At 66.5% G+C, this 21,384-nt stretch carries 25 protein-coding genes and 1 pseudogene; 4 read left to right on the top strand and 22 right to left on the bottom strand.

All coding sequences use genetic code 11. The features are described 5' to 3' along the window. Nucleotides 1-60: 60 nt before the first annotated feature. From ACAG21_RS02080 to rpsJ, 13 genes are all read right to left on the bottom strand, one after another. Nucleotides 61-759 (bottom strand): hypothetical protein, encoded by a 699-nt coding sequence (locus tag ACAG21_RS02080; protein ID WP_370494379.1) that lies wholly within the window; start codon nt 757-759, stop codon nt 61-63. Continuing rightward, on the bottom strand, nt 752-3,112 hold the full coding sequence (locus tag ACAG21_RS02075) for an arylsulfatase (protein WP_370494378.1): 2,361 nt from the start codon (nt 3,110-3,112) through the stop codon (nt 752-754). Before ACAG21_RS02075 ends, ACAG21_RS02080 begins: the two co-directional genes overlap by 8 nt. Nucleotides 3,113-3,249: 137 nt before the next feature. Continuing rightward, nucleotides 3,250-3,579, bottom strand: coding sequence for a 30S ribosomal protein S17 (rpsQ, locus tag ACAG21_RS02070; protein WP_342925857.1), 330 nt, complete (start codon nt 3,577-3,579; stop codon nt 3,250-3,252). Then, nucleotides 3,579-3,824, bottom strand: coding sequence for a 50S ribosomal protein L29 (gene rpmC, locus ACAG21_RS02065; RefSeq protein ID WP_096284781.1), 246 nt, complete (start codon nt 3,822-3,824; stop codon nt 3,579-3,581). The genes rpsQ and rpmC overlap by 1 nt, the downstream gene beginning before the upstream one ends. Next, nucleotides 3,824-4,240: a 50S ribosomal protein L16 gene (gene rplP, locus ACAG21_RS02060; RefSeq protein WP_096284779.1), complete on the bottom strand. Its 417-nt coding sequence runs from the start codon at nt 4,238-4,240 to the stop codon at nt 3,824-3,826. The genes rpmC and rplP overlap by 1 nt, the downstream gene beginning before the upstream one ends. A gap of 3 nt (nt 4,241-4,243) precedes the next feature. Next, nucleotides 4,244-5,074 (bottom strand): 30S ribosomal protein S3, encoded by an 831-nt coding sequence (gene rpsC, locus ACAG21_RS02055; RefSeq protein WP_370494377.1) that lies wholly within the window; start codon nt 5,072-5,074, stop codon nt 4,244-4,246. Further along, entirely contained in the window at nt 5,074-5,634 is a 561-nt protein-coding gene (rplV, locus tag ACAG21_RS02050; RefSeq protein ID WP_370494376.1) for a 50S ribosomal protein L22, read from the bottom strand. Before rplV ends, rpsC begins: the two co-directional genes overlap by 1 nt. Beyond that, nucleotides 5,631-5,912, bottom strand: coding sequence for a 30S ribosomal protein S19 (rpsS, locus tag ACAG21_RS02045; RefSeq protein ID WP_025738376.1), 282 nt, complete (start codon nt 5,910-5,912; stop codon nt 5,631-5,633). Before rpsS ends, rplV begins: the two co-directional genes overlap by 4 nt. 18 nt (nt 5,913-5,930) lie before the next feature. Then, complete coding sequence (gene rplB, locus ACAG21_RS02040) at nt 5,931-6,773, bottom strand: 50S ribosomal protein L2 (protein WP_096284773.1); 843 nt, start codon at nt 6,771-6,773, stop codon at nt 5,931-5,933. An 82-nt stretch (nt 6,774-6,855) separates the two neighbouring features. After that, nucleotides 6,856-7,158 carry a 50S ribosomal protein L23 gene (rplW, locus tag ACAG21_RS02035; RefSeq protein ID WP_096284771.1) on the bottom strand — a complete coding sequence of 101 codons (303 nt, stop codon included), beginning with the start codon at nt 7,156-7,158 and terminating at the stop codon, nt 6,856-6,858. Next, nucleotides 7,158-7,814 (bottom strand): 50S ribosomal protein L4, encoded by a 657-nt coding sequence (gene rplD / locus ACAG21_RS02030; RefSeq protein WP_370494375.1) that lies wholly within the window; start codon nt 7,812-7,814, stop codon nt 7,158-7,160. Before rplD ends, rplW begins: the two co-directional genes overlap by 1 nt. Beyond that, entirely contained in the window at nt 7,814-8,467 is a 654-nt protein-coding gene (gene rplC, locus ACAG21_RS02025) for a 50S ribosomal protein L3 (protein ID WP_370494374.1), read from the bottom strand. Before rplC ends, rplD begins: the two co-directional genes overlap by 1 nt. Before the next feature lie 15 nt (nt 8,468-8,482). Further along, nucleotides 8,483-8,788, bottom strand: a complete 306-nt coding sequence (gene rpsJ, locus ACAG21_RS02020) for a 30S ribosomal protein S10 (protein ID WP_003873519.1) — start codon at nt 8,786-8,788, stop codon at nt 8,483-8,485. Between the two features lie 445 nt (nt 8,789-9,233). Here rpsJ and ACAG21_RS02015 point away from each other — a divergent pair. Then, nucleotides 9,234-9,314: pseudogene (locus ACAG21_RS02015) on the top strand (hypothetical protein); the annotation flags it as partial. Between the two features lie 3 nt (nt 9,315-9,317). On the opposite strand, the gene ACAG21_RS02010 reads toward ACAG21_RS02015, so the two are convergent. Together ACAG21_RS02010 and ACAG21_RS02005 are read right to left on the bottom strand one after the other, a co-directional pair. Next, on the bottom strand, nt 9,318-9,530 hold the full coding sequence (locus tag ACAG21_RS02010; protein ID WP_370494555.1) for a hypothetical protein: 213 nt from the start codon (nt 9,528-9,530) through the stop codon (nt 9,318-9,320). A gap of 80 nt (nt 9,531-9,610) precedes the next feature. Next, entirely contained in the window at nt 9,611-10,216 is a 606-nt protein-coding gene (locus ACAG21_RS02005; RefSeq protein WP_370494540.1) for a TetR/AcrR family transcriptional regulator, read from the bottom strand. Between the two features lie 147 nt (nt 10,217-10,363). Between ACAG21_RS02005 and ACAG21_RS02000 the strand changes: the two genes are divergently transcribed. Next, nucleotides 10,364-11,998: an MFS transporter gene (locus tag ACAG21_RS02000; protein ID WP_370494373.1), complete on the top strand. Its 1,635-nt coding sequence runs from the start codon at nt 10,364-10,366 to the stop codon at nt 11,996-11,998. A gap of 998 nt (nt 11,999-12,996) precedes the next feature. Here ACAG21_RS02000 and mftG read toward each other — a convergent pair. The 7 genes from mftG to mftA form a co-directional block, all read right to left on the bottom strand. Next, nucleotides 12,997-14,427 (bottom strand): mycofactocin system GMC family oxidoreductase MftG, encoded by a 1,431-nt coding sequence (gene mftG, locus ACAG21_RS01995; RefSeq protein WP_370494372.1) that lies wholly within the window; start codon nt 14,425-14,427, stop codon nt 12,997-12,999. Between the two features lie 8 nt (nt 14,428-14,435). Further along, a complete protein-coding gene (gene mftF, locus ACAG21_RS01990) occupies nt 14,436-15,848 on the bottom strand; it encodes a mycofactocin biosynthesis glycosyltransferase MftF (RefSeq protein WP_370494371.1) in 1,413 nt (470 codons plus the stop codon). Beyond that, entirely contained in the window at nt 15,845-16,576 is a 732-nt protein-coding gene (gene mftE / locus ACAG21_RS01985) for a mycofactocin biosynthesis peptidyl-dipeptidase MftE (RefSeq protein ID WP_370494370.1), read from the bottom strand. The genes mftF and mftE overlap by 4 nt, the downstream gene beginning before the upstream one ends. Before the next feature lie 252 nt (nt 16,577-16,828). Then, on the bottom strand, nt 16,829-18,010 hold the full coding sequence (gene mftD, locus ACAG21_RS01980; protein WP_370494369.1) for a pre-mycofactocin synthase MftD: 1,182 nt from the start codon (nt 18,008-18,010) through the stop codon (nt 16,829-16,831). A 2-nt stretch (nt 18,011-18,012) separates the two neighbouring features. Then, entirely contained in the window at nt 18,013-19,194 is a 1,182-nt protein-coding gene (gene mftC / locus ACAG21_RS01975) for a mycofactocin radical SAM maturase (RefSeq protein ID WP_370494368.1), read from the bottom strand. Beyond that, on the bottom strand, nt 19,191-19,520 hold the full coding sequence (gene mftB, locus ACAG21_RS01970) for a mycofactocin biosynthesis chaperone MftB (RefSeq protein ID WP_370494367.1): 330 nt from the start codon (nt 19,518-19,520) through the stop codon (nt 19,191-19,193). The genes mftC and mftB overlap by 4 nt, the downstream gene beginning before the upstream one ends. Beyond that, nucleotides 19,505-19,594 carry a mycofactocin precursor MftA gene (mftA, locus tag ACAG21_RS01965; protein WP_036466690.1) on the bottom strand — a complete coding sequence of 30 codons (90 nt, stop codon included), beginning with the start codon at nt 19,592-19,594 and terminating at the stop codon, nt 19,505-19,507. Before mftA ends, mftB begins: the two co-directional genes overlap by 16 nt. A gap of 98 nt (nt 19,595-19,692) precedes the next feature. Here mftA and mftR point away from each other — a divergent pair, with 98 nt between their 5' ends. Continuing rightward, nucleotides 19,693-20,289, top strand: coding sequence for a mycofactocin system transcriptional regulator (gene mftR / locus ACAG21_RS01960; protein ID WP_370494366.1), 597 nt, complete (start codon nt 19,693-19,695; stop codon nt 20,287-20,289). Continuing rightward, nucleotides 20,286-21,338 (top strand): DUF2332 domain-containing protein, encoded by a 1,053-nt coding sequence (locus ACAG21_RS01955; RefSeq protein WP_370494365.1) that lies wholly within the window; start codon nt 20,286-20,288, stop codon nt 21,336-21,338. The genes mftR and ACAG21_RS01955 overlap by 4 nt, the downstream gene beginning before the upstream one ends. Nucleotides 21,339-21,384 lie beyond the last annotated feature (46 nt).

Raw genomic sequence — 21,384 nt, 5'->3', positions numbered from 1 at the left:
ATAGTTTGACGCCTTTCCCGGCAGGCACGGGGTCCGATGCTAGCAGTCAAGCGGTCTGTTTCAGGGGATAACGACCGCGAATTGCTGCATCACTGTGGATTTCGCCGCATTGAATCCCGGAGCACCCGCGGGCCCCTCCAGATGGACGACCACGAGAAATGCCTTGGTGTTCGTCCAGATGTGGGTGATGCGATCGGCGAAGGCGACCCCGCCGGTGCTGCCGCCGAGCAACTGGCTGCTGTAGCCGCAGAACTGAGCCGGTTCGACGCTGACCTGGACGCCCGGGTTGGCGGTACGCAGATCGGCGCCGTAGCGCAAGAACGCCCCACCGGGTTCGAGGTCGGTCGGGGTGATCGTCACCCTGGCCGATAACCCGTCGGTCCCGGTCGCGGTCAGTGCGACATCACCACTGCCGGGGGCCGAGTTCCAGCCGTCGGGCAGCGGCACGGTGAGCCTGGGCGCCACCGGATCCGATACCGTCGCCGCCGTCATCCGGCCGTTGCCGGTGGCGGCCGGCAGGCAGGCCAGGGCGTTGGGCGGAATGTGATCGGGCGGTGTGGCCTCGACGCCGGGCACCGGCTCAGCAGGGTCGGATTTGCGCGGCGCGCCCGACGTCGTCGTTGACGCGGCCGTGGTGCCGGCCCGAACGGCGTTGCCGCCCGTGGTTTTCCCGCAACCGCAGACCGCACCTACCAGCACACAAATCACACCCGCCGCGGCAAGCGGGACAAACCTGGCTCGTCGCGAACGTTCAGTCACGCGAAAATGCAAGCGCAAGTTCGGTTTCCACGTCTTGGTAAGGCCGCCCGGACAAGTCGATGGTGACCGCGGCGATGGTGCCGCCGGTGAAGACGAACGGCGCCTTGTACCGGCTGGATACTGCGGATCCGCCGTTTCGGCCGACGGTGATGCCGGCGCCCGCCAAACCGAAGGTTCCGGGGTGGGTGGTCACATCGGCGAGCGTTCCGACCACCTCGTCATCGATGAACAGGGTGACGTCACCCAGCGGCGTATGACTGTTCGGCACCGTGCCGGTCCGCGAGTAACTGGCGCCGAAGAGGTGCCTGCCCAACGGCACCGGACCCGACGAGGACACCAGCTGCTGACGCTCGCCCAGGAAGTTGTAGACGTAATGCAGGCGACCGTCCTGGATGAACAGCACATGCCCGCCGTGCGCGCCGCCCTGCTTGAACAGCACGCCTTCGGCGCCGGTGGTGTCCACTGTCACGTCGGCCAGCACGCCGAACGAGCGGCCACGGATTTCGGCGGCGGCACCGATTCCGACGTCCGCGCAGTTGGGGTAGTAGATGTAGCTGGTCCGCTCCCCCACCAGGTAGGGCCGGAAGCGGGTCATGGTCTCCATCAGGTTCAGGTCCGACAACGGCAGACCGTTGTACTTGGCGGCCTCGGAAAACCACAGCGCCTTAAGCTCTTCCAGCTTCTCGGGTTGCTCGGCAGCCAGGTCGTGGCACTGGCTGCGGTCGGACTCGATGTGGAACAGCTCCCAGCGGTCGGCGTCGAAGTGCGACCAGCCCGCCGGCGTGGCGGCGTGCACGGTGTTGGCGAACCAGCCGTTGTGCCAGATCCCGCGGGTGCCCAGCATCGTGTAGAACTGGGTCTGCTTGCCAGTGTCGGCGGCCGGATCATGCAGGGCCACTTTGAAACTCACGCCGTCTAACGGCTTCTGCGCAATACCCTTGACCGTGTCCGGCGCGGTCATGTCCAGCAGGTCGTAGATGGTCGGGGTGATGTCGGAAACGTTGACGTAGTTGTCGCGCACCTCACCGTGGGCCGCAATTCCGTTGGGCCACGAGATGATTGCCGAGTCGGCGATACCGCCTTCGTGCGAGGCGTAGCGCTTGTAGAGCTTGTAGGGAGTGTTGAAGGCCATCGCCCAACCGATCGGGTAATGGTTGTAGGTCGCGGGCCCACCGAGCTGGTCGAAGAGCTTCATGCTCTCCTCGACGGTGTCGATGTACCCGTTGAAGAATTTGCCCTCGTTCACCGATCCGTTCGGCCCGCCTTCACCGCTGGCGCCGTTGTCGGAAATCACCACGACGATGGTGTTGTCGAGCTGGCCGGACTCCTCGAGATAGTCCAGGACGCGGCCGATCTGGGCGTCGGTGTAGCTGAGGAAACCGGCGAACACCTCGGCCATCCGCGAAAACAGCTTCTTCTCTTCGTCATTGAGCGAGTCCCACGGTCGAACGGTGTCCTGCAGCGGCCACGGCTCACCGTTGGGTCCCTGCACGTCCAGATACGGGTTGATCGGGGACAGTTCGGTGTCCGGCGGCACGATCCCCAGCGACTTCTGGTTTTCCAGCACGACCTCGCGATAACGTTCGTAGCCCATGTCGAACCGGCCAGCGTATTTGTCGGCCCACTCCTTGAAGACATGATGAGGCGCGTGCCCGGCGCCGGGGCACAGATAGGTGAACCACGGCTTGTCGGGCGCAATCACCTTGGCGTCGCGGATGAATTCGATGGTCTTGTCGGCGAGGTCCTTGGACAGGTGGTAGCCGTCTTCGGGCGTGCCGGGCGGGTTCACCGGGTGGTTGTCGTAGACCAGGTCGGGGTACCACTGGTCGGTCTCACCGCCCATGAAGCCGTAGAACCGCTCGAAGCCGCGCGAGGTCGGCCAATGCCGTTTCGTCGAGGCCATGCTGCATTCTTCGAGCGGCGTGAGGTGCCACTTGCCGACACAGTAAGTGTTGTAACCACGTTCGGCGAGCACCTCGGAGATCAGCGCGGTATCGGTCGGGATCCGGCCGTTGCAGTTCGGGAAACCGTCGGTGAATTCTTCGATGGTGGCCATGCCCACCGTGGTGGCGTTGCGACCGGTCAGCAACGACGCGCGGGTCGGCGAGCACAGTGCGGTGGTGTGAAATTGCGACAGCCGGATGCCACGCTCGGCAATCCGCGCCATCGCGGGCATCTCGACCAGGCCGCCGAAACAGTCCCAGGTCGCGATGCCGGTGTCATCCCAGACCAGATACAGGATGTTCGGCGCATTCTCCGGAGCGGTCGGTGCGGCATACGGGCCCCAGTCCGGCTCCGAATCGCGAATGTCCAGCTCGATCTTGCCTTGAAAGCCTTGCGCGTCAGGGGACATGCGCCGAGCGTAACCCCACTGCGAAATTTCCGACCTTTTTTCGCAGTGGGTTTACGCTCGCGACGCTGAGGAACCCAGCTCGCGAAAGCAAAACGCCCGAGACCGTGAGGTCTCGGGCGTTGCATGCCGCTGGAAAGTTACTTGGCCTTTTCCCGTACTTCGACGAGCCGCCACCGCTTGGTGGCCGACGTCGGCCGGGTCTCCATCAGCAGGACGCGGTCGCCGACGCCAGCGTCGCCGTTCTCGTCATGCGCCTTGACCTTCTTGGTCGTCCGGATGATCTTGCCGTACAGCGAGTGCCGCGTACGCTCTTCCAGCTCGACCACGATGGTCTTCTGCATCTTGTCGCTCACCACGTAGCCGATGCGCGTCTTGCGCCGGCCACGCGTCTTCGGGTTCGCCGGGGTGTGCTGCGGGCCCTTCTCTTTCGAAGCGCCATCCTTCGCAGCGGCTTTAGCTTCTGCCATCACGATTCCTTAGTTCCGTCGGATCCGTCAGGACCACTAGCCAGGCCCAGCTCTCGTTCACGCAGCACCGTGTACACACGGGCGATTTCCGAACGCACCGTGCGCAGCCGGCGGTTGTTGTTGAGCTGTCCGGTCGCCATTTGGAAGCGGAGGTTGAACAGCTCTTCCTTGGATTCGCGCAGGCGCTCGGTCAGCTCCTCGTCGGTGAGCTCGCGCAGTTCGCCAGGCGAAATACCCACTGCCATCAGAACTGATCCTCTCGGGTGATGATGCGTGCCTTGATCGGCAGCTTGTGGATTGCTCGGGTGAGCGCCTCGCGAGCGGTCTGCTCGTTGGGGTAGCTGAGTTCGAACAGCACCCGGCCCGGCTTGACGTTGACCACCCACCACTCCGGCGAGCCCTTACCCGAACCCATGCGGGTTTCGGCGGGCTTCTTGGTCAGCGGACGGTCGGGGAAGACGTTGATCCACACCTTGCCACCACGCTTGATGTGCCGGTTGATCGCGATACGAGCCGACTCGATCTGCCGGTTGGTGACGTAGGCGTGCTCAAGGGCCTGGATGCCGAAGTCGCCGAAGTTCACCTCCGTGCCACCGCTGGCGATGCCGCGCTGGCGTGGATGGTGTTGCTTGCGGTGCTTAACTCTGCGGGGAATCAACATGATTCAGCTCTCCGTGCTCTGCGGTTCCGCTGCAGGCGTCGCCTCCACCGGAGCCGCACTCTCGTCGGCGCCCGCGGCCCGGCCAGCCTCAGTGCTGGTGGCCGTGGTACCCGATGCGCCGCTGCGGCGTGGGCGGGTGCCCGACGGCCGTTCGCGGCGCGGACGGTCGGCGCCCGCCGGTGCGGCAGCGGCCAATTCGCGCTTGCCGCCGACGATGTCGCCCTTGTAAATCCACACCTTCACGCCGATCCGGCCGAACGTGGTCTTGGCTTCGTACAGGCCGTAGTCGATATCGGCACGCAAGGTGTGCAGCGGAACCCGGCCCTCGCGGTAGAACTCCGAGCGGCTCATCTCGGCGCCACCGAGGCGACCCGAGCACTGCACCCGGATGCCCTTGACGTTGGGCTGACGCATCGCCGACTGGATGGCCTTACGCATCGCGCGACGGAACGCCACCCGGTTGCTCAGCTGCTCGGCAACGCCCTGAGCCACCAATTGCGCTTGCGACTCCGGGTTTTTCACCTCGAGGATGTTCAGCTGCACCTGTTTTTTGGTCAGCTTCTCCAGGTCCGCGCGGATCCGGTCGGCCTCGGTACCGCGGCGGCCGATGACGATGCCGGGACGCGCGGTGTGGATGTCGACGCGGACGCGGTCGCGGGTGCGCTCGATCTCCACGTCGGCGATGCCGGCGCGCTCCAGACCGGTGGACAGCAGCCGGCGGATCGCCACGTCTTCCTTGACGTAGTCGGCGTACTGCTTGTCGGCGTACCAGCGGGACTTCCAGTCGGTGGTGATGCCCAGCCGGAAGCCGTGCGGATTGATCTTCTGGCCCACTAGTCTGAGCCTCCCTTCGCGTCAGAAGTCTCAGACGTCTTGGCTTCGGCTTGCGGCGCAGCCTTTTTCGCGGGCGTCTTCTTGGCGGCGGGCGCCTTCTTGGCAGGCGCGGTCGCGGCTTTCTTGGCCGGAGCCTTGGCGGCGGCCTTGCTGCCCTCGGCGCGGCGGGCGCGCGACGACTTCGAAGACTGCTGGTCCTTGCTCGGGCGGCTTTCCACCACCACGGTGATGTGGCTGGTGCGCCGGCGGATCCGGAACGCACGACCCTGGGCGCGTGGACGGATGCGCTTGGCGGTGGGGCCCTCGTCGGCGTAGACCGAGGCGACCACCAGGGTCGCCGGGTCCAGGCCATCGTTGTTCTGCGCGTTGGCGGCAGCGCTGGCGATCACCTTGGCGACCGGCTCACTGGCGGCCTGCGGCGCCCAGCGCAAGATGTCGAGCGCGTCGGCCACCGACTTGCCGCGCACCAGGTCGATGACCCGGCGCGCCTTGGTCGGCGAAACCCGCACGAACCGTGCCTTGGCGACGGCCGACGGATATTCAGTCGTCGTGGTGCTCATCGGCGCTTGGCCTTTCGGTCGTCCTTGATGTGGCCCTTGAACGTGCGCGTCGGCGCGAACTCGCCGAGCTTGTGGCCGACCATCGCCTCGGTGACGAACACCGGGACGTGCTTACGGCCGTCGTGCACCGCAAAGGTGTGGCCAATGAAGTCGGGAATGATCGTCGAACGACGCGACCAGGTCTTGATGACCTGCTTGCTGTTCTTTTCGTTCTGCACGTCCACCTTCTTGAGCAGGTGGTCGTCGACGAACGGTCCCTTTTTCAGGCTGCGTGGCATCTGTTACTCCTCGACTTCCTAGCGACCGTGCTTCTTGCCGGTGCGCCGGCGTCGGACAATGAGCTTGTTACTGGCCTTGTTCGGCTGACGGGTACGACCCTCGGGCTTACCCCACGGGCTGACCGGGTGGCGACCACCGGAGGTCTTACCCTCACCACCACCGTGCGGGTGGTCCACCGGGTTCATCACGACACCACGGACGGTCGGGCGCTTGCCCTTCCAGCGCATGCGACCGGCCTTGCCCCAGTTGATGTTCGCCTGCTCGGCGTTGCCCACCTCGCCGACGGTGGCGCGGCAGCGCACGTCGACGCGGCGGATCTCACCGCTGGGCATACGCAGCGAGGCGTAGGTGCCCTCTTTACCGAGCAGCTGGATGCTGGATCCGGCCGACCGCGCCATCTTGGCGCCACCGCCCGGCCGCAGCTCCACGGCGTGGACCAAGGTACCGGCCGGGATGTTGCGCAACGGCAGGTTGTTACCGGGCTTGATGTCGGCGTTGGCGCCGGACTCCACCACGTCGCCCTGCGAGAGTCCTTGCGGGGCGATGATGTAACGCTTCTCGCCATCCAGGAAGTGCAGCAGCGCGATGTTGGCGGTGCGGTTCGGGTCGTACTCGATGTGTGCGACCTTGGCGTTGACGCCGTCCTTGTCGTTGCGCCGGAAGTCGATCTCCCGGTAGGCGCGCTTGTGGCCGCCACCCTTGTGACGAGTGGTGATGCGGCCGTGCGCATTACGTCCGCCGTGTCCGTGCAGCGGGCGCACCAACGACTTCTCCGGCTCCGTCCGAGTGATCTCGGCGAAGTCGGAGACGCTGGCGCCGCGGCGACCGGGGGTCGTCGGCTTGTATTTGCGAATTGCCATGTCTTATCAGGTCTTTCTCTCGCGCGCGCTGGGCCAGATTGCCCGGCTCCTCTTCATCGCTTCGCTCTGCATCGTCGCCGCGCTAGGCCGGTGCGCCGAACAGGTCAATCGGCTTGCTGCCCGCGGCCAGGGTGACAATCGCGCGCTTGGTGCCCTTGCGCTTGCCGAACCCGGTGCGGGTGCGCTTGCGCTTGCCCTGCCGGTTCGCGGTGTTCACCGATGCGACCTTGACGGAGAAGATCTTCTCGATAGCGATCTTGATCTGCGTCTTGTTCGAATCGGGGTGCACCACGAAGGTGTACACGTTGTCGTCGAGCAGTCCGTAGGACTTCTCCGAGATGACCGGAGCCAGGATGATGTCGCGTGGGTCAGTGACGGTCGCCATCAGGCCGAAACCTCCTCGGTGCTAGCCGTGTTGCCACTGATGTAGGCGTTGAGCGCCTCGACGCTGAACACCACGTCGTCGGCACGCAGCACGTCATAGGTGTTGAGCTGACCCGGCGCCAGGATGTGCACACCGGGCAGGTTGCGCACGCTCTTGGCACCGGCCTCGTCGGTGCCACCGATCACGACCAGCACCTGCTTGCGGTCGGTCAGCGAGTTCAGAAATGCCTTGGCGCTCTTGGTCGACGGCGTCTGACCCGACACCAGCTCGGTCACCGCGTGGATGCGGCCGTTGCGGGCCCGGTCGGACAGCGCCCCGCGCAACGCGGCGGCGATCATCTTCTTCGGCGTGCGCTGGCTGTAGTCACGCGGCTTGGGGCCGTGCACGGTGCCACCACCGGTGAACTGCGGGGCGCGCGTCGAACCTTGCCGCGCGCGTCCGGTGCCCTTCTGCCGGTAAGGCTTACGACCACCACCGCTGACCTCGCCGCGCGTCTTGGTCGAGTGCGTGCCCTGGCGAGCCGCCGCGCGCTGCGCGGTGACCACCTGGTGCATCAACGCGATATTGGCTGGGGCGTCGAACAATTCGGCGGGCAGCTCGATCGAGCCGTCGACCTTACCGTCCGGCGTCTTGACGTCAATCTTTATCGCTGCCATTACTTCTCACCTCGTTTGATCGCGGTGCGAACCACAACGAGTCCGCCGGTGCGGCCGGGGACCGCACCCTTGATCAACAGCACACCGTTCTCGGCATCGACCTTGTGCACCACCAGGTTCTGCACGGTCACCCGGTCGTTACCCATCCGGCCCGCCATCCGCGTGCCCTTGAAAACGCGCGCGGGAGTGGCGCAGCCGCCGATGGAACCCGGGCGACGGTGCACCGCCTGGGCACCGTGGCTGGCGCCCTGACCACGGAAACCGTGGCGCTTCATGGTGCCGGCGAAGCCCTTGCCCTTGGAGGTACCGGTCACGTCGACATAGGCGCCGTCGGCGAAGATCTCCGCCGTCAGCTCCTGGCCGACCTCGTACTCGGCGGCCGCCTCCGGGTTATCCAGACGCAGCTCGGCCAGGTGACGGCGCGGGTTCACACCCGCTGCGGCGTACTGGCCCGTGACGGGCTTGTTGACTTTGCGTGGGCTGATTTCGCCGTAGGCCAACTGCACGGCGCTGTATCCGTCTTGCTCCGGGGTACGGATGCGCGTGACCACGTTGGGGCCCGCCTTGACCACCGTCACCGGCACGACGCGGTTGTTCTCGTCGAACACCTGCGTCATGCCCAGCTTGGTACCCAGAATGCCTTTTCTTGCCATGAGTTCGCCGATCCCCTACTGGATGTTGACGTCGACACTGGCCGGCAGATCGATGCGCATCAATGCGTCAACGGTCTTCGGCGTCGGATCGAGAATGTCGATCAACCGCTTGTGGGTGCGCATCTCGAAGTGCTCCCGCGAGTCCTTGTACTTGTGCGGGGAGCGGATGACGCAATACACATTCTTCTCGGTCGGCAGCGGCACCGGCCCTACGACGCTGGCACCCGTACGGACGACGGTCTCGACGATCTTGCGCGCCGAGGCGTCAATAGCCTCATGGTCGTAGGCCTTAAGCCTGATGCGGATCTTCTGTCCCGCCACGCTTCTCCTACCCTCACTCCTCTGGAGGCCCGGATATCCGGGCCTGGTGCCCCCGGCGCGCCGACCCGACCCGGCCCATCTGGGGCCGATCGAGCGCCGCGCCGGATACTGCGCCGCTGTTTACCTGTCGTGGTTCACCGGCCCCCGCGGTCGGGCGTGTCACCCTCACACAGCCTTGTTCGCGGCCAAAATAGTCGCTCCAAGGATGGGACCGGACGCGCCCGTTTGGGCGCTGGTCGTATGCCCAGCCAGGCGTGAACCCGGCTCAAGGCAACCCGAACAGTATGCCCTAGATCATGGCCCAAACAAAATTCCGCCCAAATCTCGGCCAGAATCGGTCGCCGGTCCGTTCGAACTGACGTAAGTCGCTGGTCAGTGGCGTATCCGTGGAACGATCAAGGGTATCGCTGATGGGTCCCGGAAGCGTCCACGCGACCTCGATTCTTTGGCCGCGTCCATCGCCACCTCAGGAGATATTTCTCGCGCACTGAGCAGTCATCCCGCGGCTACCAGTCGCGCACTCACCCAACTAGCGCGAGACGGCTACATCGACCGACGACCTGATCTGAGCGATTCGCGACGCAATGTTGTGACTCTCACCGAACATGGCCAAGGCGTAGTTGATCAGATTGCCGCACGGATTCGCCCACGCCTCCAACAACGACTGGACCGGCTCGCGCCCGGTCAGCCAGCGAGCCTCATCGCAGCCTTGCAAACGCTTCTCGACGAACCCGGAACCCACGATTAGGGATCAGATCAGACTGGGCTCGGTCGAGCCGGCCGCAGAACCGGAACTGATCGCCACGACGTTCGTCGGTGGACTCAAGCACCTGCCGATTCGATACTCGCTGCGCTAGCCCTGGCCTGCGCGCGCTGAACGTGCAGGAAACCGTCGACGGCCGCGAACGCGCATTCCCGATAATCGAAATCCGGCAGGGTGGACAGACGCCCCAGCACCAACGGGCCGATCAGCAGGGCGATGGCCCGGGATCGGTCCACCTCGCCCAGTTCCGCGGCCTCCGGACTGTCGAACAAGGCGTCGAACGGCGCCGCGTACTGCTGGGCGATGCGTTCACGAAGCGTGGTAATCGCCGGGCTGTCGGTGCAGTTGTCGTGGTGAGGTTCTGGCATACCTTCCAGGTCGCGACCCAGCGCCAACCAGGACATGGCGGTCATCAGCGCGGGGGCCTGGGCCACCGATTCGGCTTGGGCAAGCATCAGGGCGACAAGCCGATCCCGCAGCGAGCCCTCGTCGGGCGGTGTCGGGGACGGCGGTATCAGGCTGTTGAACGCCGCGGCCAGCAAATCATTGCCACTGGGGAAGTGGCGATACAGGGTGGCTCTGGCGACGTTGGCGGTTCGGGTTACCGCTTCCACGGTCACCGCGCTGGGGCCTCCGGCACTCAGCAGCGTCGCGGCGGCTTCCAGTAAGCGAGCCCGCGATCGCGCGGGTCGGGGATCCGTAGTTCCCTCGGCGATTGTGACTCACCTCCCTGTTTAGAAACAAGACCATCGGTCTACCTACGAGACTATTGGTCTCGAAACTTCGCACGCCCCCGGAGGGAGGCGCATCTCATGGTCGATGTCTTGATCCGGCCTGACCAGCGTACTGATCCAGTGAGCATTGGCGGAAGCCCGCGCGCGCGAGTCTGGACCCTGGCGGTCGCGTGCATGGGGGTCGCGCTGGTGGTCGCATCCATGACCGCCCTGAACACCGCGTTGGGCGACCTCGCGGTGGCGACATCGGCCACACAGTCGCAGCTGAACTGGATCGTCGACGGATACACCGTGGCGCTGGCCTGCCTGCTGCTGCCCGCCGGGGCGATCGGTGACCGCTACGGCCGGCGCGGCGCGCTGCTGACCGGCCTGGTGGTGTTCGCGATCGGCTCGGTGGCGCCGGCGATCCTGCACGCTCCGATGCAGATCATCGCGGGGCGCGCGCTAGCCGGTGTCGGCGCGGCGTTCGTCATGCCCGCGACGCTGTCGCTGCTGACGGTGGCCTACCCGAAGGACGAGCGGATGAAGGCCGTCGGCATCTGGGCCGGCACCGCCGGATCCGGAGGAGTTTTCGGCTTGATCGGATCCGGCCTGCTGCTGCACTTTTGGGATTGGCACGCGATCTTCTGGTCACTGGGCATCGCGGGGCTGGTGATCTTCGCACTGGCGTGCACCGTCTCGCCGTCGCGCGACAACAACGCTCCCCGCATCGACGCGCTCGGGGCGGTTCTGATCGGTGCCGCCGTCGCGATCGCGGTGGCCGCCATCCTGGAAGCCCCCACTCGCGGCTGGGACGATCCTCTCGTCTGGGGCGGGATGGCCGCCGGGTCCATCATCGCGGCGCTGTTCGGTGTCGTCGAATTCCGGCGGCGTCAACCACTTCTCGACGTGCGACTGTTCGCCGACCCCAATTTCGCCACCGGGGTCGCCGCGATCGTCGTGCTGTTCGGCGCGACGTTCGGGTTCTTCTATATCGGCATGCAATACGTCCAGCAGATCATGGGCTATTCACCGTTGACGACGGCAGTTGCCTTCGGCCCGTTCATGATTCCGCTGGCCATCTTCTCGGCGCTGTCGTTTTGGTACGTGCCGAGGCTCGGACTGCGGCTGGTGCTGTTCATCGGCACGCTGCTGATGGCGGTTGGTTTTGCGTGCATGTCCACCCTCGACCTGCACTCGAGTTATACCCAGTTCGCGTGGCCGACGTTGATCCTGGCAACCGGCATCGGAATCTGCACGGCACCAACGACTTCGGCGATCATGGGCGCGGTCCCCGACGAAAAGCAAGGCGTGGCCTCCGCGGTGAACGACACCTCGCGCGAGATGGGCGGGGCGTTGGGCATCGCCGTGGCGGGTTCGATCCTGGCCGGACGCTATTCCCACGAACTCGCCCCGCAACTGGCGAGCTTCCCGCCGGCGGCGCGGGGCCCGGCCACCGACTCACTCGCCAAGGCCGTCGAGGTGGCCGATCGGCTCGGGCCGCAGGGGGCCCAGCTCGCCGAGCTGAGCAAGACCGCCTTCCTGACCGCCATGCACGCGTCGACGATCGTGATGGCCGTGATCGTGGCCGTGATTTCCATCCTGATCGGCCTGTGGGCGCCCGGGCGCGACGGCAGGCAGCTGCGCCTGGTGCGCCGGATCGGGCCGGTGTCAGGCCGCGGTAGATCAGACGCTGAAGTATCGGTGGTCCCGCACGACGGCGCCGACCGGTAGCCCGCTGGCCGCCGAACCGATTTGCGGGCGCACCGTCCGATCAGCACACCGGACGCGCGGGCCGAAAAGCCGGACGGCAGAACGAAAGACGCAGAACGCTGGAGCGCCGGGCGAGATCGGTGCGGTCGGTTCCGGTGGCACAAAATTCACGTCCGACAGATACTTGAAACGGCCAATTCGTTCTGGTATCAGAGATATATATCGACAGGGACAGGTCATCTCGCAGGGTGAGGTGGATGTGATGTTGATGAGCTTTGACTCACGCAGACAACGAATACGCCGGCCATCGCCGGCCGTAGGCGTCGTTGCGCGGTCCGCATTGTCGACGCTGCCGCTTGCAGCGCTATCGACTGGACGGTTGCGACGCGCAATCCGCTTGTCTCGGTGCGTAATTCGCCGTGCATCGCTGCCCGCGCCGGTTCAGCCGTACAGCGGGGTGATCACGTGACAGTGGCGATTGAGCCGTGCTGCCCGGCGATGACGGAGGCGGCGGCCATCGTGGAGGCCGAGTGGCTACGCGTGTGCTGCTCGAGCGGCCGGGGCGACGATGTTACCGGCGAGCTGCCTGTGGGACGGCCATGTCCGCGTCGACCAGGCACCGTAGTGACCCTGCGACCCACGCCGCACGAAGCTTCGGTCGAGCACGCCAACCCGGACGCACGCTGGCAGGTGACCATGGTGTGGCCGCGCCAGCGCTCGCCTCCGCTGCACTCGTGACTGCCACTGCGACAAGCCCGTTCGAGCTGAAGGAGGTGATCTGTTAGACGAGCCATTGCACACCACGGTGATACGGCTGTCATGCCGTCCACGAATATTGCGACGCATAACTCGCGCATGACGCACCATTATCTGCGCGCGCACCGCCACTGGTCGTGGCCGTTTACGTGGAACGCATGAACGCAGTCTCATCGGGCGGGTCGCGCTCTCTCGACATCTCGGCCAACCGAGCGCGGCCCGCCCACTTACCGTAACCTGGGCTGCCGGACGGCCTGGCGGCTTCAGCGGACGAATTCCACCGCGCGGTGGCCGATCATCACGATGGTCGCATGCGGACCGCGGCTGGTGATGGCCGGCAGGACCGAGCCGTCGATCACCCACAGGTTGTCCAACCCGCGCACCCGGCACCGAGAATCGACGACCGCATGCGGGTCGCCGTCGGGACCCATCGGTGCGCTGCAGCACAGGTGCTGCGACGTCGCCCATGCCGGTGGCCCGACATACGTTGCCGCACTGGCCAATTCGCGGGCCAACTCGCTGCCGCGGCGCAACGCGGCGATGTCTTCGGGTTCGCTGTCGTAGCGGTGCTCGATGCGCGGGGACACGCCCGGATCCGCGGACACCAGCGAGACGCGCCCGCGCGCCCGCGGCTGCATCAACGCGACCCCGAGATGCGGCCAGTCGGGATGCCCCTGCGTGCCGTCGCCGGTCATCGCGACGAACCCACCCGTGTACGGCCGGATCTCGATACCGTCGGCGGTGTTGAGCACCACCTCCAGCACGGGCCGCCCGGCGGCCACCGTCCAGTCGGTGGGCAGCACCCATTCGGGGTGATCGCGGCAGTTCGCCCCCACCGGAAGCGGCGCCACCACTGGCACGCCGAGTTCCCGCAGCATCGCCTCGTCGCCGATGCCGGACAACATCAGCAGGTGCGCTGACTGAATAGCGCCCGCACACAGGATGATTCGGTCGGCGGTCAGAGCCGTCGGGCCTTGCGGGCCGACGACGTCGACCCCGTCGGCGACGGTGCCGTTGAACCGTAGCCGCACTGCCCGAGTCTGCGACAGCAAGGTCAGGTTGGATCGCCCCAGCGCCGGAAGCAGATAACCGGCACCGGACCCGATGCGTACGCCGTCGACGATGTTGAGCGGCACCGCGCCGACGCCCGGTTTCAACTCGGGCCCGCAATCGTTGAGATCGGCAATCCAGGAAAACCCGGCGCTCTGTGCTGCGGCAATGAAACGCTCAGTGGTACCGGTCATTTCGTGTGTCCGGCGAACCAGAATCGGGCCGCTGTCGCCATGGGCGGGACCGGTGAAGTCGAGGTCGGTCTCGATGGCCCGGAAATGGTCGATCACGTCGGACCACGCCCAGCCCGGTATCGCGGCCCGATCGAAATCGCGTGGTAATCCTCGGCAGAAGTATCCGCCGTTGACTGCCCCGGAGCCGCCCAGCGTCGCCCCCCGCACGATCGGCAGTTCGCGAACGGGCTGGTCGGTGATCCGACTCGTATACCGCGCCACCAGCGGGCTGCCCGCCCCGATCGGCAGCTGCAACCCGTTGGCGGTCTGCGCCAGCAGCGCCGGATCGGCCAGCGCGGGGCCCGCTTCCAGGACGGTCACGGTCCGAGCGGGATCGGCGGAAAGACGTTCGGCAACAACGGATCCAGCACTTCCGGCGCCGACGATCAGCACATCGCTGTGCGTTGTCAAGGCGCCGGCTAGCTCCGGATTTGCGGTTTGAGCGCGCGCAGGTTGCGTTCGCGGACCACGCCCCACCACAGCCCGAGGCCGTACGCCAGGTCGTCAACGCGCTTGAGCAACAGATAGGTCAGCAGGCCGATTGGCTCGGCGTCGTCGCCGGTGGTGTCGCGGCGGCGCAGCCAGTCGACCACGCCGTCCATCACGGCTGCTACCACGACGACGCGTCTACAGTGCCGCGACGTGATCGCGGCGAGCAACGCCACGGGCCAGTAGTGCCGGCAGATCGCCGAGGCCAGCTGCAACGCCGCCGACCACAGGCCGCGGGTCGCGATCACCACAACATCGGAGAAGGCGGTATCGGCGCTGCGCATGGCTTTGGCGATGCGCCGGCCGGTCAGCACGGCGATCACTATCGACGCCAGCTGCGACAGGCTGGTCCCGAGCGCCATCAGGATCCAGGCCATCAGCGCCCATCCGGAGATCACCACCGGGGCGGTCTTGTCGGGATGGCGTACCGACAGCGGGGCCGCCGAACCGCCGTAGAATGCCTTGCGCGCAAGCCAATCCCGCAATTGGGTGCGGTGATCGTGGGCGACCAGCGCGATTGGCTCGTAGCGCAGCCGGGCACCTGCCTCGATCAGTCGCCAGCACAGGTCGACGTCCTCGCCGGACTGCATGGTCTCGTCGAACCCGCCGACATCAGTCAGAGCCGAGCGGCGGCAGATGATCGCCGCACTGGGCACGTAGGACACCGTGCTGTGCGGCAGCACCGGCGCTTCGCGCTGCCCGAGGTCCAGGGAGGAGTGCACCGCCTCGTACCGGGCGACCACGTTCTCGCTGTGGGCCATGCCCACGATGCGGGGCGCCACCAGGGCCACGGTCGGGTCGCAGAAGTGACCGAGCAGAGCTTCCAGCCAGCCGCGGCGCGGCGTCACGTCCGAGTCCAGGAAGGCGACGAAGTCGGTGGTGCACGCCGCCAGCCCGGTGTTGCGTGCCGCCGCCGGCCCCTTGCTGCGGGGGTGATGCAACACCTCGATATCGCAGTGCGTCCCGGCGAAGTCTGCGTGCTCGATGGGCGACACCGAGCCGTCGTCCACCACGATCACGCGCAGGCCGCGCAGCGAGTTCACTAGGCGTCGCACACCAGAAACGTTGTCCCGCACCGGGATTACCACGGTGACGTCGCGATGCGACGGGCCGCCGGCCGGGCGCGGATGCGCGACGGTGGCGTCCAGCAGGGTGCGGGCCAGCTGGGCACTGACGTCGTCGCGGACCTTCAGCCGGCCATCCGAGAGCATGTCCTGGGCGGCGGGAGCCAGCTTGAGCAGTCGGGTCGGCGAGCCGCCCAGCAAGGCCGAGCCGTCGCCGAGTACCCGCACGCGGCGATCGACCTGAACGGCGAACCCGTCCGGCAATCGAGGCTGACTCATGTCAGCATCCCGTCGGGGCCGGGCGTCCAGCGCACGATACGACGCACACAACCGTCGACCATCTCCGAGAAGATGCGCTTGCCCTCGGCCGCGGTGGCGGTGGTGGGGTCTCCCAACACGCCTACCGGGCTGACCGCCGCCACTCCGCCGGTCCGCATCGCCGGGAGCAACTCGGGCAGCGGGGCCCGGTTCCCGGCGAGCCATCGGTCGGTCAGCACATCGGACGGCGAGATATGCAGCAACACCGATGTTTCGGTATGGCCGGCATGGGCGTCGGCGCCGGCGGCCGCGCACGGGCACCAGGCGACGTCGCGGCCTTCGGTGCGAAGTGTGGTCACGGCGCGGTGCAACGCCTCCGTGTTGCCGCCGTGGCCGTTGACGAAGACCAGGCGCCGGGCCCAGCCGGCGGCCGACCTGCCGTACTCGACCAGCAGCATCGTCAGTGCGTCGGTGCCGATAGAGATCGTTCCGGCGAAACTCTGATGCTCACCGCTGGCGCCATAAGAGATAGCCGGCGCCACCAACCACGCCTGCTCAAGGCTGGCCCGGGCTCCTCGCGCGACCGCCGTCGCGATGCGGGTGTCGGTGTCCAATGGCAGGTGCGGACCATGTTGCTCGGTCGAGCCCAGCGGGATCATTATCGACGGCGAGGTGGGAAATAGCTCGTTCGACGTCGCAGCTCCTAATTCGCCGAGTACGGGCACTCGGTGATGGTAGGCCGAATTCACCTGGCGTGCACCAATTGTTGAGCGTTCAAAGTTAATTTTTTTCTGGGCTGTTCATCGGGGCGCCGAAATTCGGCTCGTCCGTCACGGTTGCCACGCGCGTATCACAATTTTCGCATACGTCGATTTTCGCTCGCAATCCCACATTCGCCCGAATTCGGCGGCGCCGCGACGGGGTCCCGGGCAGCGCCTGAGGCGCTAAATATGGCAAACCTGCCCAACATGCCGCAGATTAACTCGGGCGCCGCCGAGAGATCAGGCCGTCGGAACGCCGAGCGCGCGGGTGAAGCCGTCCGGCACCAGAATGTCGTCCGGCCGCAAGTCGTGGACCGAGGCATGCCCCAGCCCCATGAGCGCCGAGTCGATACCCCCGCGCAGGACGTCGAGGACGTTCTCGACGCCGGCCTGACCGTTCGCGGCGAGGCCCCACAGATAGGCGCGGCCGATCATCACCGCCCGCGCTCCCAAGGCCACGGCCTTCACCACGTCGCTGCCGCGCCGGACGCCGCCGTCCAGCAACACCTCGACCTGATCGCCGACCGCGGCCACCACCGGGGGCAGCGCCCGGATGGACGCGGGCGTCCCGTCCAGGTTGTTGCCGCCGTGGTTGGACACCGATATCGCCGAAACACCGGCATCCACAGCTCTTTTCGCGTCATCGACCCGCATGACGCCCTTGAGCATGAACGGTCCGCCCCACAGCTCGCGCAGCCAGGCGATGTCCTCCCAGGTCGGCGGGGGCGTGCCCATCCATTCGCCGTAGGCCTGGAAGAAGGGCGGACCGGCCTCGCCGCGCGCCGCCTGGTTCGGCACCGACAACGCCGGCGGGCGCATCGTCTTCGCCCACTTCAGGAACCACCGCGGCTTAAAGGCCGCTTCCGGCGACAGCCGCAGAATGGTGCGCAGGTTCATTTCTTCCGGGATCTTGGGGCTGCCCCAGTCGCGCCCGTGCGAGAAGGACCAGTCGGTCGTGACGATCAAACCGACCGCGCCGGCCGCGCGGGCCCGCTCCACCCGGTTGGCGATCGCGTCGCGCCCGCCCAGCCAATACACCTGGAAGAACAGCTTGGAGTTTGCCGCGATCACTTCCTCGATCGGCTTGCTGGCGAACGAGGACAGCCCCATCGCCGTTCCCCGCGCTGCCGCGGCTCGCGCGACGGCCACCTCGCCGTCCGGGTCGACCGCCTGAACGCCGGTCGGCGAAATCAGCACCGGCATGGAGATATCTTGTCCCATAACGGTTGTCGACAACTCGCGCTTTTCCTGCGCGCCTACGACATGCGGCGCGAATCCCAGTTCGCCGAAAGCTTCGACATTGTCGGAGACCGTAATTCCTTTTTCGCTGGCCGCAACAAGGGCCGCGTAAACGGATTTCGGCAATCGGCGCTTTGCGCGCTGCTGCGCGATGGCGACTGTTTCAAACCACTCGTCGGCCACGACTACACAGGGCTTTCGTTACACAGCCGCGCCGGCGGTTGCTGCGGCGGGCGCACCGTTAGCGTCAGCGGCACCGGCCGGCGGCGCGAATGGTCGGCCCGTGGGCGCGGAGTCTCCCGATCCCGGGCCAGTGCCGACTCGCTGTGCCCCTGCACGCATTCGGGATCCGGGCCGTCCATCGGCAGGCCGGTGAAGAACTTGGCCGCCATGCAGCCACCACGGCAGCTGTCGTAGTGCCCGCAACTTCCGCAGGCGCCGGCCGACTGGGGCTCGCGCAGCTCACGGAAGAGCGGAGCATTCTTCCAGACGTTGTCAAACCCGCTGTCGGACAACACGTTTCCAGCCAGGAAGCGGTCATGGATGGCGAACGGGCAGGCGTAGACGTCGCCCACCGGGTCGATCAGGCACACGACCCGGCCGGCGCCGCACATGTTCAGGCCGGACAGCGCGCCGGCGGAGCCGAGCGGAGCCAGGTGGAAGAAGGAGTCGCCGGTGAGCACCCCATCCCCCTTGGCGACCAGCCAGTCATACAGCTGCACCTGCTGAGCCGCGGTGGGGTGCAGGTCTTCCCAAACATCCGCGCCACGCCCCGAAGGCCGCAGCCGGGTGATCCGCAGCGTCGCACCGTAACGGCTTGCCAGCGCGGCGAAGTCGTCGAGCTGGTCGACGTTGTGGCGGGTGACCACGACGGAGATCTTGGCGTCTTTGAAGCCGGCCGCGGCCAGGTTCTCCAGCGCGCGCACCGCCATCGCGAAGGACCCCGGCCCACGGACCGCGTCGTTGACCTCGGCGGTGGCGCCGTCCAGTGAGATCTGCACATCGACGTAGTCGCTGGCTGCCAGTCGCGCGGCGACCTCCGGCGTGATGCGGACCCCGTTGGTCGAGAACTTCACCCCGACGTGGTGCGCGGTGGCGTAGTCGACCAACTCCCAAAAGTCCTGGCGCACAGTGGGTTCCCCGCCACCGATGTTGACGTAGAACACCTGCATGCGTTCCAGCTCGTCGATGATGTCCATGCACTGCCGGGTGGACAGCTCGCGTGGATCGCGCTTACCCGACGAGGAAAGGCAGTGCACGCAGGCCAGGTTGCAAGCGTACGTGAGTTCCCACGTCAGGCAGATGGGCGCGTCCAGCCCGTGCTCGAACTGCTCGATGAGCCGTGGTACGGGGGCCGCTGTTGTCATTGATGGTCCTCCTGGGGCACCAGCATGCGGGAATCGACCAACACACCCAGCGCGTGCAGGTATGGGCCCTGCGCTGAGTCGTCGACTCCCTCGGCCCGCAGGGCGGACCGGATGTCCGGGTGGTCGGCCAGCGACTGCACCACCGCAAGGATGGTGCGGTTCTTCAGAAACGAAAGCTTGCGGGTGCCGAAGTGATAAAGCAGTGCGCCAAACGGTTCTGGACGAACCGCGACCTGCGGGTGCAATCGCCAACCGCGATCAACGTCGAACCGGCCTTCGGTCGGTCGAGCCTGCGCGGGCGCAGGCACGGTCAGTAGACCCCGCACATGCCGTCGATGGACACCTCTTCAACCAGAGTCTCGGTGACGAGCTCGGCGTCGGTTTCGATTTCGCGGTCCATTTGAACTGCCTCTCCTACGCTATCGACAACGATGGTCGATCTTGTCAGAATCGTCGTCAGAATATGGCATCGAGTGCCGAAATGGAAGGGCGGGTCTGATGAATCCGCAGGCGCGGGTCGGCCGGCGCCGCTCGACGACGCCGGACCACATCACCGACGTCGCCATCGCGTTGTTCACCGCGCGGGGATTCGCCGAGGTGAGTGTCGACGACGTCGCACAGGCCGCCGGGATCTCGCGCCGCACGCTGTTCCGCTACTACGCCTCCAAGAACGCCATCCTGTGGGGTGACTTCGACAGCCACCTCGCGCATCTTCGTGAGCTGCTCGACACCGTCGGCCCGCGAGTTCCGCTGGGCGAGGCGTTGCGGGCAGCACTGTTGGCGTTCAACACCTTTGACGACTCCGAGACCGTCCAGCACCGTCAGCGGATGCGGGTCATCCTGCAAACCGCCGAACTGCAGGCGTATTCGATGACGATGTACGCCGGCTGGCGCGAGGTGATCGCGGAGTTCGTCGCCCGGCGCTGTGGCGCCAAGACGACCGACTTGGCGCCGCAGACCGTGGCCTGGACCCTGCTGGGGGTCGCGCTATCGGCCTACGAGCATTGGTTGCGCGACGAGGCCGTCACGCTGCAGGCCGCACTCGGCAATGCCTTCGACGTCGTCGGTTCCGGATTGGACACGCTGAAACCGTGAGCGCCGACCGCGAGCACCTGCTGCACACCCTGCGCTCGCAGGGGCGGTTCTGCGGCACCTCCGGTTCCCTGATGTACGACGAGCTGTTCGAACTGGTTGCCTCCGACGTCGAGACCGGTGGGATCTTCGCGGCGATCCTGTCCGGTCACGAGGAAGACCCGGCGCGCGAGGCCGTGCCGCTGCGGCTGCTGGGTGGCCTGCACCGGTTGGTGCTCGACGGACGGGCGCAGGTGTTGCGCCAGTGGTATCCCAGCACCGGCGGCACCTGGGATGCCGACAGCGCGTGGCCCGAGATCAAGCTCGCCGCGACGGCACATGCCGAGTCACTGCGCACGGCGCTGGGGCAGCCGCCCCAAACGAACGAGGTGGGTCGGTCCGCTGCACTGATCGGTGCGCTGATGCGCATCAATCACGAAACCGACTTCCCGATAAGGCTTTTCGAGATCGGATCGAGCGCCGGGCTGAACCTGCGGGCCGACCGGTACCACTACCGCTACGGCGGCGGGCAGTGGGGACCGATCGACTCGCCGGTGATCATCGACGACGCATGGCAGGGCCGAGAGCCGCCGCCCGGTTCGGTGCGGATCGTCGAACGACGGGGCTACGACATCGCGCCGGTGGATGTCACGGCCGCCGACGGCGAGATGACCGCGCTGAGCTACGTCTGGCCCGACCAGTCCGCGCGGCTGGAGCGGCTGCGCGGCGCCATCGCGGTCGCCCGCACGGTGCCCGCGCTTTTGGTGCAGCAGAGCGCCGGCACCGCCGTGGGCGGCCTGACACTGGCCGACGGCGCATTGACGGTGCTGTGGCATTCGGTCACCTGGCAGTACCTATCGCAGGACGAACGCAGCACCGTACACGATGGGGTGAACGCGCTCGGTGAACGCGCCGACGCCTCAGCGCCGTTCGCGCACCTGACGATGGAACCCGCGCGCGACGGCCCGGGCGGACCGCTGAAGTTCCTGGTGCGCGTCCGTCGCTGGCCCGGCGGCGAGGCTGTGGTGCTGGGCGAATGCCATCCGCACGGCCCGCCGGTGCACTGGCGGTAGCCACCATCGGAAAAATTTCGCCCAGTACCCGTCGGAGTTCGCGGCG

This window comes from Mycobacterium sp. pR1184 (assembly GCF_041287235.1).
Taxonomy (GTDB): Bacteria; Actinomycetota; Actinomycetes; order Mycobacteriales; family Mycobacteriaceae; genus Mycobacterium.
Note: the sequence above shows the minus strand (reverse complement) of the source record. Positions and strands in the feature narration are given on the sequence as shown.

Bases quoted from the DNA above. Each gene is read 5' to 3' on its own strand.
- ACAG21_RS02075 (WP_370494378.1), bottom strand. From the start codon at position 3,112: ATGTCCCCTGACGCGCAAGGCTTTCAAGGCAAGATCGAGCTGGACATT.
- rpsQ (WP_342925857.1), bottom strand. From the start codon at position 3,579: ATGGCAGAAGCTAAAGCCGCTGCGAAGGATGGCGCTTCGAAAGAGAAG.
- rpmC (WP_096284781.1), bottom strand. From the start codon at position 3,824: ATGGCAGTGGGTATTTCGCCTGGCGAACTGCGCGAGCTCACCGACGAG.
- rplP (WP_096284779.1), bottom strand. From the start codon at position 4,240: ATGTTGATTCCCCGCAGAGTTAAGCACCGCAAGCAACACCATCCACGC.
- rplV (WP_370494376.1), bottom strand. From the start codon at position 5,634: ATGAGCACCACGACGACTGAATATCCGTCGGCCGTCGCCAAGGCACGG.
- rpsS (WP_025738376.1), bottom strand. From the start codon at position 5,912: ATGCCACGCAGCCTGAAAAAGGGACCGTTCGTCGACGACCACCTGCTC.
- rplB (WP_096284773.1), bottom strand. From the start codon at position 6,773: ATGGCAATTCGCAAATACAAGCCGACGACCCCCGGTCGCCGCGGCGCC.
- rplW (WP_096284771.1), bottom strand. From the start codon at position 7,158: ATGGCGACCGTCACTGACCCACGCGACATCATCCTGGCTCCGGTCATC.
- rplD (WP_370494375.1), bottom strand. From the start codon at position 7,814: ATGGCAGCGATAAAGATTGACGTCAAGACGCCGGACGGTAAGGTCGAC.
- rplC (WP_370494374.1), bottom strand. From the start codon at position 8,467: ATGGCAAGAAAAGGCATTCTGGGTACCAAGCTGGGCATGACGCAGGTG.
- ACAG21_RS02000 (WP_370494373.1), top strand. From the start codon at position 10,364: ATGGTCGATGTCTTGATCCGGCCTGACCAGCGTACTGATCCAGTGAGC.
- mftF (WP_370494371.1), bottom strand. From the start codon at position 15,848: ATGAGTCAGCCTCGATTGCCGGACGGGTTCGCCGTTCAGGTCGATCGC.
- mftC (WP_370494368.1), bottom strand. From the start codon at position 19,194: ATGACAACAGCGGCCCCCGTACCACGGCTCATCGAGCAGTTCGAGCAC.
- mftA (WP_036466690.1), bottom strand. From the start codon at position 19,594: ATGGACCGCGAAATCGAAACCGACGCCGAGCTCGTCACCGAGACTCTG.
- mftR (WP_370494366.1), top strand. From the start codon at position 19,693: ATGAATCCGCAGGCGCGGGTCGGCCGGCGCCGCTCGACGACGCCGGAC.